Below are 13,654 nucleotides of genomic sequence, written 5' to 3' on the forward strand. Positions count from 1 at the left end.
CAGCTTAGGCGGGTGCCGTCAGCCGATCCGAAGGTGATTGCCTAGGCTGATCAGGTGACCCTGCCCGCACCCCCGACGCCGTCTCGCCCCGCGACGCGCGGGGAGCGTGTCGCGGCCTGGGGCCTTGCGGATGCCTCTCGTGCGCGCACGCTCGGCTGGCTCGCTCCCCTGCTGGTCACTCTGCTCGCCGCGGTGCTGCGTCTGACGAACCTCGGGCATCCGCACGAAATCATGTTCGACGAGACGTACTACGTGAAGGACGCCTGGTCGCTGTGGAACCTCGGCTACGAGGGCAAGTGGGGCGACGGCGCCGATGCCGGGCTGCCGAAGGGCGATGACTCCGCCATGCAGACCGCAGGCTCGTACGTCGTGCATCCGCCCCTCGGCAAGTGGATCATCGCGATCGGCATGGCTCTGCTGGGGCCAGGTTCGAGCGTCGGCTGGCGACTGACGACTGCCCTGCTCGGCTCGCTGACCGTGCTCGTGCTGTATCTGGTCGCTCTGCACCTGACCCGCTCCCGCGTGTTCGCGACCATCGCGAGCGGCCTGCTCGCGGTCGACGGGCTCGGCATCGTGCTGAGCCGCATCGCGCTGCTCGACGGCGCTCTCACCTTCTTCATCCTGCTCGGCTTCCTGTTCGTGCTGCTTGATCGTGACCGGTCGCTGCCACTGCTCGACGCGCGGATCGTCGCGCAGCGCAGGGCGGATGCCGACGACGCACCCGTGCGGCTGATCGGACCCGTTGTGTGGTCGAGGCCGTGGCTGATCGCCGCCGGCGTCGCACTGGGAGCCGCGTCGGCCGTGAAATGGTCCGGCCTGTACGCCCTGGCCGTGTTCGGCCTCTACGCCGTGGTCACCGACGCCCTGGCCCGTCGGCGCGCGAACGTCCCGCTATGGCCGAGCGACGCCGTGCTGCGCCAGGGTCCGGCGTCGTTCGTGCTGATGGTGGGCCCTGCGATGCTGACCTACCTGATCTCGTGGACCGGGTGGCTCGTGACATCGGGCGGCTACGACCGCGGCGCCGACGCCAACCCCCTGGTTGCGCTGTGGAAGTACCACGCGTCGATGTACGGCTTCCACATCGGGCTCGCAACCCCGCACGCTTACGCCAGCCCGGCGTGGCAATGGCCCCTGCTGCTGCGTCCGACCGCGATCTGGGTCGGCTCGGATCCCGCCGGCTGCGGCACCGACCACTGCATAGCGGTGATCTCGTCTGTGCCGAATCCGCTGATCTGGTACGGCGGCGTCATCGCGGCCGTCTACCTGCTGTACCGCTTCGTGCGAGGCCTCGTCGAGCACGAGCCCGTGGGCCCGCTGCACACGGCGGCCCTGGTGGGTCTGCTGGCGACCTACGTGCCGTGGCTGCTCGTGCCGAACCGCACGATCTTCCAGTTCTACACGGTCGTGATGCTGCCGTTCGTCGTCCTCGCGCTCACCGTCGCGCTGCGCGATCTCGCCGGACGGCGGACCGATCCGCTGCACCGTCGGAAGGCCGGTCAGCGCACCGTGGCGGTGTATCTGGTCGTGGTCGTGCTCGTCTCGGCGTTCTTCTACCCGGTGTGGACCGGCATGAGCGTGCCCTACCCGTTCTGGCTCATCCACAACTGGCTGCCTGGCTGGATCTGACCATGCCCTCACCGCACGGGTTCGAGCACCGCGTCCGAGGCGACGAGGTCGTGATCCTGCATCACGGCATCCGGGCGGCCACCCTTCGCGGCGCGCGAGCGGCCGACTTCCTCAGCCGCGTCGAGACAGACGATCCGCAGCTGCTGATGGCTCGTCTCACCGGCGACTACCGCCGGGGCAACGAGCGGGCCGCGCGGCGGCATCCGCGCAATGCCGGCTGACCCGGGCTGACGCGGTCGGATCAGGCTACGGATTCCGGCGCGGTGTGGCCGGCGCGGTGCGCCTCATCGAACGTGGGCCGCTTGCCCATCAGCCTGCCGATCAGCAGCACGACGCCGACGACCACCAGGCCGACCAGCATGCCGGCGACGGCGGACATGGCGGTGTTGCCGAGCCAGACGACGAAGCCGCCCAGCGAGGCGAGCAGCTCGTCGACACCGTGCAGCAGGTCGGCGGGTGCATGCCATCCGACCTCGCCGAGGTTGACGACCACCAGGTGACCGCCGACCCACAGCATCGCGACCGTGCCGACCACGCTGATCACGCGGAACACGGCCGGCATCGATCGCACGATGCGGGTGCCCGTGTGCCGCACGTTGCGCGCCGGGTTCTTCGCCATGCGCAGCCCGATGTCGTCGAGCTTGACGAGCAGTGCGACCGCCCCGTACACGACCCCCGTCATCAGCAGGGCGATCACCGCCAGCACTCCCAGGGTCTGCCAGATGCCCAGACCGCGATCGAGGCTCGCCAGCGAGATGAGCATGATCTCGGTCGACAGGATCAGGTCGGTGCGGATCGCACCCCACACCAGTCGCTTCTCGTCTCTGGCACCTTCGTCGTCGTGCCCGTGCCCGAAGCCGAACCACTCCAGCACCTTCTCGGCGCCCTCGAAGCAGAGATAGGTGCCTCCGATGATCAGCAGATAGGGCAGCACCCACGGCGCGAAGGCGGTCAGCACCATCGCGATGGGGATGATGATGAGGAACTTGTTCGCGATCGACCCGAGGGCGATCTTGCCCACGACCGGCAGCTCACGCGCGGGCGTCAGCCCCTGCACGTACTGCGGCGTGACGGCGGCGTCGTCGATGACGACGCCCGCAGCCTTCGCGGACGCCTTCATCGCGGCGCTCAGGATGTCGTCGACGACCGCCAGCAGACCAACCGACATTCGGGCTCCTCCCCGGCACGCTCGGCGAGCGCGCTCCGGCCTGCAAGACTACTGTGCCCGCGCGGCCGCCACGAGAATCCGCGCGGACTGGCGGGCCGGTGGGTCGCCTAGCGAGCCTGCGTGTCGTCGAGCTGCTTGACCACGCCCTGGCGCGAGCGCCCCTTCGTCAGCCGTGAGAGGCCGAGAAGCGCGGCGGTGAGCGCGAGTGTGAGCAGCAGCTGGGTGCGCGCCGCCGGATCGATCATCGCGAGGGAGATGATCAGCGCGAGCAGCACGAGCGCGGCCCACGACAGCCACGGGAAGCCCCACATGCGCATCGGGAGCGCCTCACCGTCGCGGTCGGCGCGGCGGCGCAGGATGATCTGCGAGACCGCGGTCGCGGCCCAGATGATGAGCACGGTCGACCCGACGATGTTGAGCAGCAGCCCCATGACCGTCTCAGGGAAGGCCCAGTTGAGCACGACGGTGACGAAGCCGAAGGCGACCGACGCGAGCACGGCGACGTAGGGCACGCCGGCGGCGCTCGTGCGGGTGGATGCCAGCGGCGCCAGCCCCCGCTCGCCCAGCGAGTAGGCCATGCGCGAGGCGCCGTAGATATTGGCGTTCATGGCCGACAGCAGCGCCATCACGACGATGAGCGACATCACGAGGTCTACGCCGGGCACGCGCAGCGTGGACAGCACGGCCGAGAACGGCCCCTCGAGGACCTCGGGTGAGTTCCACGGCAGCACGGCCACGATCACGAAGATCGAGCCGAGGTAGAACACGAGGATGCGCACCATGACCTCGCGCACGATGCGCTTGATGTTGCGCGCCGGGTCGTCCGACTCGGCGGCGGCGATCGCGACGACCTCGGTGCCGCCGAACGCGAAGACGACGACCAGCAGCGCGGCGGCGATGCCCGCGATGCCGTGCGGTGCGAAGCCGCCGTGGTCTACGAGGTTGCCGATGCCCGTAGCGGGGACACCGGGGATGAAGCCGAGGATCGCGCATGCTCCCACCACGAGGAACGCGATGATGGCGAACACCTTGATCGCCGCGAACCAGAACTCGAAGCGGCCGTAGTTGCGCACGCCGAACAGATTGACCGCGGTGAGCGCGGCGACGAAGATGAGCACCCACAGCCACGCCGGCATGCCGGGAACCCACCCCTCGATGATGCCCGCGGCGCCCGTCGCCTCGGCGGCGATCACCACCACGAGCTGGATCCAGTAGAGCCAGCCGACCGCGCTTCCGGCGCTGCGACCCATGGCGCGCTGCGCGAACGAGCTGAAGGCGCCGGAGCTGGGGCGGGCGGCGACCATCTCGGCGAGCATCGCCATGATGAGGATCACGACGGTGCCTGCGATGAGGTACGACACGAGCACGGCGGGTCCTGCGATGCCGATGGCCTGACCCGATCCGACGAAGAGACCGGCGCCGATCGCGCCGCCGAGGCCCATCATCGAGATCTGCCGGCGGGTGAGCCCGGGATGCAGACCCTTGGTGGTCGTCGTGGTCAGTGGCACCTCGGCCATGGCGGACCTCCTCGTCCGGTCGCGGGAAGCGCGGCGTGCGCGTCGCTCCGAAGCGCAACACTAGAACGGCGTGCCATCCCGATGCAAAATGCCGCGAGATCACCGCGCACCGTGCGCGCTGAGGCACGGCGTGCGGTCTCCTCAGTGATCAGAATGCGCACCCGTGGCCGCTATCGAGCAGACGCGAGCTCTTCGGGCCGCGCGGTCGGAAGCCGGCACACGAAGTCGCGGCAGTCGTAGGCGACCCCGTCGGTGGCGTGCTTGCCCTCGAAGAGCGCGAAATCGGCATCCGCGAACGCACGAGCCTGAGCCGGCGTCACCACGGCCAACACATCGGCGTCGACCGCGCGAACGGCATCCGCGAGCGCCCCGCCGCGAGAGGTGACGGCGACGACCTGACGGGAGGGCCCGGCGAGCGTCGCCGAGACGCGCAGCAGCGTGCCGTACGCGAGCGGATGCTGCAGTGCGCGCCCGACGAGCGGCGCGCACAGCGCGACGGCGCGCTCGCGGTGATCGTCGCCCGCGCCGAGAAGCCACGCACTGAGGTGAGCGGATGCCCGCGCCGCTGGCCCCGAGGGCAGATCCCCGTCGCTGTCGTCACCCGCGGCCGCGAGCCCCTGCGCGGAGAGCACGGGGTCGGCGGCGAGCGGCTCGTCGAGCACGGCGACCGCCCTCGTCGCCCAGTCCGCGTCGCCGGTGGCGAGCGCCAGCGAGAACAGCCCGTCCGCGAGGAGCCCGATGTCGGCGGCCGTGGCGACAGCGGACGCCGCGACGCCGTCGAGCGACGAGCGCACGATCGCCCCCGCATGCGAGCGGTTGACCCGCAGCACGTGCGCGGCGGCCGCGGACGCGGCATCCACCCACTGCTGCTCCCCCAGCCGCGCCCCGGCGCGGGCGAGCGCGCCGATCGCGAGGCCGTTCCAGCCCGTGAGCACCTTTCCGTCGACAGCGGGCGGGGCGAGGGATGCCCTCGTCGCGGCGTCGGCGCGGTAATACCCGCCCTCGCTGCGCTGACCGTCGATCCACGACTCCGAGTCCTGCGCTGCGGCGAACGCCCCCTCGTCGCGGCGCAGCACCCCGAGCAGGAACCCCACGATGCCGCGCACGACGTCGTCACGCCCCGCGGCGAGCGCGACGTCGATCAGCTGGGCATTGTCGATCAGCATCCGCTCGTAGTGCGGCACCGTCCAGTCGCCCTGCGTCGCATACCGGAAGAAGCCGCCGTCGACGTGATCACGCAGTTCCGACGCGGCCATCGCATCGAGCGCTCGGCGTGCGGCATCCGCGCCGTCGGCGACCGGATGCTGGAGGAATCGCAGCGTCGTCGCCATCGGGAACTTGGGCGCCCCACCGAAGCCGCCGTGCAGGCGGTCCTCGCGCTGCAGGATCGTCGCAGCCGCGGCCTGCAGCGCAGGGGCGGCGGGCATGCCGCCGTCATCACCGGTCGCCGCGTGCCGAAGGGCGTCGGCCACGGCATCCGCCGACTCGTTCACCTCGCTGCGGCGATTCGTCCACGCCTCGCTGACCGCCGTCAGAACGTCGCGGAACGACGGCATCCCGCCGCGGGCCTGCGGCGGGAAGTACGTGCCGGCGTAGAAGGTGCGACCGGCGGGTGTGGTGAAGACGGTCAGCGGCCAGCCGAGGCTGCGGGTGAAGGCGGACGCGGCGGCCATGAAGGCGGAGTCGACGTCGGGATGCTCCTCGCGGTCGATCTTGACCGCGACGAAGTCCGCATTGATCTGCGCCGCAGTCGCCTCGTCGGCGAACGACTCGCGCGCCATCACGTGGCACCAGTGGCAGGTCGAGTAGCCGATCGAGATGAGCAGGGGCACGTCGCGGCGCTGGGCCTCGGCGAACGCCTCTTCGCCCCACGGATGCCAGTCGACGGGGTTGTCGGCGTGTGCGCGCAGGTAGGGGCTGAGCGTGTCGGCGAGCCGGTTCGTCATTCCCCCACGCTACGCCGAGACCCCCTGCCCCGGGGCTGTGCGGCCGGAGGCAGAGGGTCTCGAGATTCGCGTCAGTTCAGATCGTTCGGGTGCGTCCCGACCCGACCAGAGCCGTCGAGCGGGTCGAGGCCGTCGATCGCCGCCATCTGCTGCTCGTCGAGCTCGAAGCCGAACACGTCGAGGTTCTCGCGCATGCGCTCGGCTCGCACCGACTTCGGGAAGACGATGAAGCCCTTCTGCAGGTGCCAGCGCAGGACCACCTGTGCAGGGGTGCGGCCGGTGGCGACAGCGGCATCCGCGATCGGCCGGGCGCCGAACAGGTCGTACTTGCCCTGCCCGAGCGGGCCCCACGACTCGATGCGCACGCCGTGCGCGGCGGCCCAGTCGGTGATGTCGCGCTGCTGGTAGGCGGGGTGGAGCTCGATCTGGTTGACCGCCGGGGTGACGCCGGTCTCGGCGACGATGCGCTCGAGGTGCGGCACGAGGTGGTTCGAGACGCCGATCGAGCGGGTCAGACCGCGCTCGCGGATGCCGATCATCTTCTCCCACGCGTGGACGTAGTTGTCGTTCGCGGGCGTCGGCCAGTGCACGAGATAGAGATCGACGGCGTCGAGACCGAGCTTCTCGAGGCTCTCGTCGATCGCCCGGTCGGGCTCGTCGCCGTCGTGGCGGTCATTCCACAGCTTGGTGGTGATGAAGAGCTCGTCGCGCGGGATGCCGCTCTTCGCGATGGCGGCGCCCACGCCCTCTTCGTTGCGGTAGATCGCCGCAGTGTCGATGTGGCGGTAGCCGGTCTCGAGAGCCTCGCTCACCGCGCGCTCCGCTTCGTCGGCGGGCACGAGGAAGACGCCGTAGCCGAGCTGGGGGATCGTGTTTCCGTCGTTGAGTTCGAGAGTGGGGATCGTCATGCATCCACCCTAGGTCGGTCTGGTGCTGCGGGCGCGGGGGCGCCCGCAGACATGGCGGCGGCCGCCCGCGCCACCAGCTTCTCGAGCGGCCCCTGGCCGACGATGATCGCCCAGCCGGTCGTCGCCACCAGCAGCGACAGGGAGAACCAGCCCCAGGCGTGCTCGCTGTCGGGAAGCCCTGCGGGACCCGCGATGGCGACGATCGCCACGATGTGGGCGGAGTACGCGCTCAGGGGCATCGAGCCGAGCGCCGCGAACGGCAGCAGCACCCAGCGCAGCGGGCGACTGAGAAGCAGGCACGCCCCGATCACCGCGACGGCGAAGCCGCCCGACCCGAGGATCTCCGCCGTGCCGCCGGAGTGCGGGCCCGATGAGAGGAGCGCGCTCACGACGGCCTCCCCTGGCAGCTGCTCGGCGAGAGCCTGCGGGTACGAGGCCCAGCCACCCGCGCCGTCGATCCCCTCGTCGATCGCGGAGCTCGACGGTGAGCCGGAGGACGGAGCGTCCAGTCCGCTCTGCGACGGCTGGGGGTAGCAGTAGAACTGCCCGTCGCCCCAGGAGTCGCAGACCGCCTCGCCGAAGTCCACCTCCGAGGCGGGCATCGGCGCGGGCATCTCCTCGGAGCCGCTGCCGTCGATGATGCTCGAGCCCTCTTCGACCTCGGTCGGCGCCAGGGCTCCGCCCAGGGCGCCGAGACCGTATCCCCCGACGGCGAAGACGATGCCGGCCACGAGCAGGACCACGGCTGTGCGCGCCGCATCCACCCGCACGCGCCCGATCGCCATCCCCACCAGCACGAACGCCATCCACACGGTGATCGGGTAGGTGCCGAACAGCACCATGTCGGTGCCAGGTCCCGTCGCGCCCAGCGACAGCACCCGGGCGAGTGCGAGCAGAGGCGGTCCGGCGACCGCGAGGACGCCCGCCGCCAGCAACAGCTGCCACACTCGCCATCTCAGCATCGGGATCGCGGCGACGTACACCAGCCCGTACACGGTGAGGATGACGGCCACGGGCGTGCCGAGCAGCTCGAGGACGATGCCGATGACGAACACTGCGGCCCCGCGGCCGATCAGATTCAGTCGCAGCCGGGGCAGGTCGTCACGACGAGGGATGCTGGTGCGCCCCGTCATCAGCGAGATCGAGATGCCCGCGAGCACGGCGAACAGGATGGACGAGCGCCCGTGCACGAGGGCGTTCCAGGTATCCGGCTCGAAGACGCGCACCTCGTCTGCCGTGGTGGCGACGTGCGCGCCCACCATGCCGAGGACGGCGAGCGCACGCGCCACGTCCAAGCCCATGATGCGCGGAGCACGGCCGAAGCCCTGCCACCACCGTGCGAGAGCCGAGCGGGCGGGCAGACGGGCGGAAGGCGACTCCGGTGGGGAGACGGGCGGCGCAGCGGTCACTCGCTGATCGTAGCGACCGGTCGCGACCGGGATCGGCGGCGATACGATGGAGGGCTATGTCGTCGCCCGTCATCACCTACCCGCCCGAGCTGCCGGTCAGCGCGGCGCGCGACGAGATCGCCGCCGCGATCCGCGACAGCCAGGTCGTGATCGTCGCGGGTGCGACCGGGTCTGGCAAGACGACCCAGCTGCCGAAGATCTGCCTCGAGCTCGGGCGGGAGCGCATCGCGCACACCCAGCCGCGGCGTCTGGCGGCCCGCACGATCGCCGAGCGCGTGGCCGAGGAGCTGCACGTCGAGCTCGGCGACCTGGTCGGCTACAAGGTGCGCTTCACCGACCAGGTGTCTGATGCCACGCGCATCGCGCTGATGACCGACGGCATCCTGCTGAACGAGATCCATCGCGATCGGCTGCTGCGACGCTACGACACGATCATCATCGACGAGGCGCACGAGCGCTCGCTCAACGTCGACTTCCTTCTGGGGTACCTGCGGCGGATCCTGCCCGAACGGCCCGACCTCAAGGTCATCATCACCTCGGCGACGATCGATCCCGAGAGCTTCGCGGCGCACTTCGCCGACGCGAACGGAGAGCCCGCGCCGATCATCGAGGTCTCCGGCCGCACGTACCCCGTCGAGATCAGGTATCGTCCGCTCGTCGACGACGCCGCAACTCCGGAAGAATCCCGCGAATCGGGAGCGGGACGACCTGAGCGGCGCGGTTCGTCGGCGAGACTCCGAAGTTCTGACGGCAGCGCCTCCGAGCCGGAGGACGAGGTCACGGCCATCGTGTCGGCCCTGCGCGAGCTCGACCGCGAGGCGCCGGGCGACGTACTCGTGTTCCTGCCCGGCGAGGCCGAGATCCGCGATGCGGCGGACGCCGTGCGCGGCGCGTACCGCTCGTCGACCTCGCCCGTCGAGGTGCTGCCGCTGTACGGCCGCCTCTCGGCCGCTGAGCAGCACCGGGTCTTCGAGCCGTCGAAGGTCGCCGGTGTACGTCGCCGCGTGGTGCTGGCCACCAACGTCGCCGAGACGAGCCTCACCGTGCCTGGCATCAAGTACGTGGTCGACACCGGCACCGCCCGCATCTCCCGGTACAGCGCCCGCTCGAAGGTGCAGCGGCTGCCCATCGAGGCGGTGTCACAGGCATCCGCGAACCAGCGCTCCGGCCGCGCGGGCCGAACCAGCGACGGCATCGCGATCCGTCTGTACAGCGAGGACGACTTCGAGAAGCGGCCGGAGTTCACCGAACCGGAGATCCTGCGCACCTCGCTCGCCTCGGTCGTGCTGCAGATGCTGTCGCTGGGCTTCGGCGACATCACCGCGTTCCCCTTCCTCACCCCGCCCGACTCCCGCGGCGTGAAGGCCGCCCTCGACCTGCTCACCGAGATCGGCGCCGTCGACCTCACTCGCTCCTCCTCAGGCTCCGGAACCGGGCAGCCCCGCCTGACGAGGATCGGTCGCGACATCGCGCGGATGCCCATGGATCCTCGGTTCGCGCGGATGCTGATCGAAGCGACGCGCTCGGGCGGTCAGGTGCTCGCCGACGTCATGGCGATCGTCGCCGGGCTGTCGATCCAGGACGTGCGCGAGCGCCCCAGCGCCGACGCCCCGCAGTCGGTGCGCGATGAGGCCGATCGCATGCACGCGCGCTTCGCCGATCCGACCAGTGACTTCCTCACCCTGCTGAACCTGTGGAACCACCTGCGCGAGCAGCAGAAGGAGCTCGGCTCGAGCGCCTTCCGCCGCATGTGCCGCAGCGAGCACCTGAACTACGTGCGCGTGCGGGAGTGGTTCGACGTGCACCGTCAGCTGCGCACGCTCGTGAAGGCGCCGAGGGACACGGCTCGGGGCGACGGTGCGACCGACCCCGATGCCCTCCACCGGGCGATCCTGGCCGGGCTGCTCTCGCAGATCGGCATCCTCGACGAGCGCACCGCATCGCCGAGCGCCAACAAGGCCAAGGGCGAGAAGCGCCGCATCGCCGAGTACCGCGGCGCCCGCGGCATCCGGTTCTCGATCTTCCCCGGCTCGGGACTGCGAAAGAAGTCGCCGCAGGCGGTCATGGCCGCTGAGGTCGTCGAGACCTCCCGCACCTTCGCGCGCACGGTCGCGGCGATCGATCCGGCGTGGGCCGAGGCCCTCGCCGGCGACCTCGCCAAGCGCCAGGTCACCGAACCGCACTGGTCGAAGGATGCCGGTGCCGCGGTCGCCTACGAGAAGGTGACGCTGTTCGGGGTCGAGATCATCCCGAAGCGACGAGTGCAGTTCGCGCGGATCGATCGCGCGGGGGCGCGCGAGCTGTTCCTGCGCCACGCGCTCGTCGAAGGCGAGTGGGATCCGTCGCGGATCGACAAGCGCGTCAGCGCGTTCTGGCGGGCGAACGCCGAGCTGCGCCGACGGCTCGAGAAGCTCGAGGAGCGCGAGCGCCGCCGCGACATCCTCGCGGGCGACGAGACGGTCTTCGCGTTCTATGACGAGCGCATCCCGCGCGAGGTGTTCGACGTGCGATCCTTCGAGAAGTGGTGGCGCGACGCGCTGCAGAAGACGCCCAAGCTGCTCGTGATGCGCGAGAGCGACCTCGTCGACGACGACAGCCGGTCCGATCAGAGCGAGTTCCCCACTCGGTGGCAGCAGGACGACCAGGTGCTGGGCCTCGCGTACCGCTTCGAACCAGGCGCCGAAGACGACGGCGTCAGCGTCGTGATGCCGCTCGCGCTGCTGCAGCAGGTCCGTGACACCGGCTTCGACTGGCAGGTTCCGGGGCTCCGCGCCGAACTGATCACCGCACTGCTGCGCGCCCTGCCCAAGGCGATCCGCCGCCATGTCGTGCCTGCCGCCGATTGGGCGGAGAAGTTCGGCGAGCAGCTCGCCGCCGAAGGGCCGGAGCACCACTCCGGCGTGCCTGCACGCACGCTCAAAGAGGCGCTGGCGAAGCTCATCCAGCCGCTCGCCAATCAGCCCGTCTCTGCCGCCGACTTCGACGACGCCCGCGTGCCGGGTCACCTGCTGGTGAACTTCCGGGCCGTCGACGAACGGGGCCGGATCGCCGGGTCCGGTCGCGATCTGCAGGACCTGCAGCAGCGTCTGTCGGATCGGTCCCGGCAGAGCGTGACCCGCTCGCTGAACCGTCCGGACCAGGGCCGCACCGCCGGCCCCCGTCGTGAGGCCGAGCGCGTCGCAGCCGCATCGACCCGTGGTCCGATCGAGCGAGACGACCTGACCGATTGGACCTTCGGCGACCTGCCCGAGGTGCTCGACACCCGCGTCGCCGGTGGCACCGTGCGCGGGTACCCGGCGATCGTCGACCGGGGGAAGTCGGTCTCGGTTCGGGTCGAGGCGACGGCGGATGCCGCGGCCGCGGCGACCAGGGCGGGCGTGCTGCGCCTCGTGCTGCTGAACGTCCCCTCCCCCGCCTCGTACGTGCAGAACCACCTGACCGCGCCCGAGAAGCTCGCGCTCGCCGCATCGCCGTATGAGAACGTCGCCGCGCTCATCGAGGACGCGCGCACGGCCGTCGTGCGCTCCCTCGTCGATGCGCGTGTGCCGGGCGGGGTGATCCGCACCGAAGCGGAGTTCCGCCGGGTGCGCGACGAGGTGAATGCCGAGCTCGTCGACGCGCTCTTCGCCTGCGTGTCGCTCGTCGCGAAGATCCTCACGAAGAGCCGTGACGTCGAGCGCGGCATCAAGTCGCAGAACTCGCTCGCGCTGCTCGGTCCGCTGAACGACATCCGCTCGCAGCTGAGCGCGCTGATCCGGCCCGGCTTCATCTCGGCGACCGGCGTCGAGCGCCTCACTCACCTGCCCCGCTACCTCGACGGCATGCTCGAGCGGCTGAAGACCCTCGCGAACGAACCGGGCAGGGACCGTACACGGATGACGGAGTACGAGCGGGTCGCGAAGGCGTTCGGCGACGCCGGCGGAACCGTGCCGCTCGGCCCGGATGCTCCAGCCGACCTCGTCGAGGTGCGCTGGCTGCTCGAGGAGTACCGCGTCAGTGTCTTCGCCCAGCGGCTCGGCACTGCACAGCCGGTCTCGCCGCAGCGCATCATGAAGGCGCTCGCGGCCCGCGCCTGATCCGTCGAGGTAGCGTGGGGCGCATGGCTCACGCAATCGTCTACACCGAGATCGGCACGCCTGACGTCCTGCACCTCACCGAGATCCCCGAGCCCGTCGCGGGCCCCGGCGAGGTGGTCGTGCGCATCGAGGCGGCCGGAGTGAATCCGCTGGATGCCAAGCTGCGCCGCGGCGCCCGCCCCTCGCCCCCCATCGTCGAACCGCGCCGCGTCGGCTTCGACGGAGCGGGTGTCGTCGCAGGCCTCGGCGAGGGCGTCACGGGTTTCGCGATCGGCGACCGCGTCGTCGTCGACAATGTGCTCGGCACCTACGCGAGCGCCCTCGCTGTTCCCGTGTCGAAGCTGTTCCGCCTCTCCGACGGCGTGACGATGGCCGAGGGCGCAGCCCTCGGCATACCGGTCGGAACCGCCTACCAGTGCCTGCGCTCGCTCGAGGTGGCGAAGGGCGACACCCTCCTGGTGCACGCGGGCTCGGGGGCCGTCGGGCAGGCCGCCGTGCAGTACGCCGTCCTGTGGGGCGCGAGGGTGATCGCCACCGGCAGCCCCGGGCGATTCGACCAGCTGCGCGCGCTCGGCGCTGAGCCCGTCGCATACGGCGAGGGGCTGACCGAGCGCGTGCGCGAGGTCGCCCCCGGCGGTGTCACGGTCGCTCTCGACTGCGCGGGCACCGACGAGGCGATCCGCACCTCGCTCGACCTCGTCGACGACCGCGACCGCATCGCGACGATCGTCCGAGGCCCGGATGCGGCCGACTTCGGCATCCGGGCGTTCTCGGGCGGCAGTCCCGTCCCTCTCACGGAAGAGGAGCAGGCGTGGCGGCAGGAGGCGATACCGCTGACGATCAACCTCATCGAAGCCGGCGACTTCCAGGTCGAGCTCGGCCCCGAGCTGCCCCTCGCCGAGGCGGCCAGGGCGCACGAGCTGATCGAGCGGCACGCCGCCGACGGCAAGATCATCCTCATCCCCTGAGCCGATCGCGCACGGCACTCCGACGCACGTCGCAAC

General features: G+C 70.7%; 9 protein-coding genes. 4 read left to right on the forward strand and 5 right to left on the reverse strand.

The features are described 5' to 3' along the window. Positions 1-54 precede the first annotated feature (54 nt). Entirely contained in the window at positions 55-1,626 is a 1,572-nt protein-coding gene (locus JOE67_RS03590) for a dolichyl-phosphate-mannose--protein mannosyltransferase (RefSeq protein WP_338041485.1), read from the forward strand. A gap of 2 nt (positions 1,627-1,628) precedes the next feature. After that, complete coding sequence (locus JOE67_RS03595; protein WP_204974184.1) at positions 1,629-1,847, forward strand: hypothetical protein; 219 nt, start codon at positions 1,629-1,631, stop codon at positions 1,845-1,847. Between the two features lie 20 nt (positions 1,848-1,867). Here the strand turns inward: JOE67_RS03595 and JOE67_RS03600 are convergent, their stop codons facing one another. The 5 genes from JOE67_RS03600 to JOE67_RS03620 all read right to left on the reverse strand — a co-directional run bounded on the left by JOE67_RS03600 (position 1,868) and on the right by JOE67_RS03620 (position 8,574). Then, positions 1,868-2,794, reverse strand: a complete 927-nt coding sequence (locus JOE67_RS03600) for a DUF808 domain-containing protein (protein WP_204974185.1) — start codon at positions 2,792-2,794, stop codon at positions 1,868-1,870. A 107-nt stretch (positions 2,795-2,901) separates the two neighbouring features. Next, positions 2,902-4,311, reverse strand: coding sequence for an amino acid permease (locus tag JOE67_RS03605; RefSeq protein WP_204974186.1), 1,410 nt, complete (start codon positions 4,309-4,311; stop codon positions 2,902-2,904). A gap of 170 nt (positions 4,312-4,481) precedes the next feature. Then, a complete protein-coding gene (locus tag JOE67_RS03610; RefSeq protein WP_204974187.1) occupies positions 4,482-6,257 on the reverse strand; it encodes a thioredoxin domain-containing protein in 1,776 nt (591 codons plus the stop codon). Positions 6,258-6,328: 71 nt separating this feature from the next. After that, positions 6,329-7,165: an aldo/keto reductase gene (locus JOE67_RS03615; RefSeq protein WP_204974188.1), complete on the reverse strand. Its 837-nt coding sequence runs from the start codon at positions 7,163-7,165 to the stop codon at positions 6,329-6,331. After that, the gene (locus JOE67_RS03620; protein ID WP_338041486.1) at positions 7,162-8,574 is read right to left on the reverse strand and encodes a heparan-alpha-glucosaminide N-acetyltransferase domain-containing protein; all 1,413 of its coding nucleotides are present in this window, start codon (positions 8,572-8,574) and stop codon (positions 7,162-7,164) included. The genes JOE67_RS03615 and JOE67_RS03620 overlap by 4 nt, the downstream gene beginning before the upstream one ends. A gap of 56 nt (positions 8,575-8,630) precedes the next feature. Here JOE67_RS03620 and hrpA point away from each other — a divergent pair, with 56 nt between their 5' ends. Then, positions 8,631-12,650 (forward strand): ATP-dependent RNA helicase HrpA, encoded by a 4,020-nt coding sequence (gene hrpA, locus JOE67_RS03625; RefSeq protein WP_239527966.1) that lies wholly within the window; start codon positions 8,631-8,633, stop codon positions 12,648-12,650. 23 nt (positions 12,651-12,673) lie between these two features. Further along, positions 12,674-13,618: a quinone oxidoreductase family protein gene (locus tag JOE67_RS03630; protein ID WP_204974190.1), complete on the forward strand. Its 945-nt coding sequence runs from the start codon at positions 12,674-12,676 to the stop codon at positions 13,616-13,618. Positions 13,619-13,654: the final 36 nt, after the last annotated feature.

Source organism: Microbacterium esteraromaticum (assembly GCF_016907315.1).
Lineage (GTDB): Bacteria > Actinomycetota > Actinomycetes > Actinomycetales > Microbacteriaceae > Microbacterium > Microbacterium esteraromaticum.

What these genes read in the sequence shown, in the direction of transcription:
- JOE67_RS03595 (WP_204974184.1), top strand. Translation starts at nt 1,629, where the DNA reads ATGCCCTCACCGCACGGGTTCGAGCACCGCGTCCGAGGCGACGAGGTC.
- JOE67_RS03600 (WP_204974185.1), bottom strand. Translation starts at nt 2,794, where the DNA reads ATGTCGGTTGGTCTGCTGGCGGTCGTCGACGACATCCTGAGCGCCGCG.
- JOE67_RS03605 (WP_204974186.1), bottom strand. Translation starts at nt 4,311, where the DNA reads ATGGCCGAGGTGCCACTGACCACGACGACCACCAAGGGTCTGCATCCC.
- JOE67_RS03610 (WP_204974187.1), bottom strand. Translation starts at nt 6,257, where the DNA reads ATGACGAACCGGCTCGCCGACACGCTCAGCCCCTACCTGCGCGCACAC.
- JOE67_RS03615 (WP_204974188.1), bottom strand. Translation starts at nt 7,165, where the DNA reads ATGACGATCCCCACTCTCGAACTCAACGACGGAAACACGATCCCCCAG.
- hrpA (WP_239527966.1), top strand. Translation starts at nt 8,631, where the DNA reads ATGTCGTCGCCCGTCATCACCTACCCGCCCGAGCTGCCGGTCAGCGCG.
- JOE67_RS03630 (WP_204974190.1), top strand. Translation starts at nt 12,674, where the DNA reads ATGGCTCACGCAATCGTCTACACCGAGATCGGCACGCCTGACGTCCTG.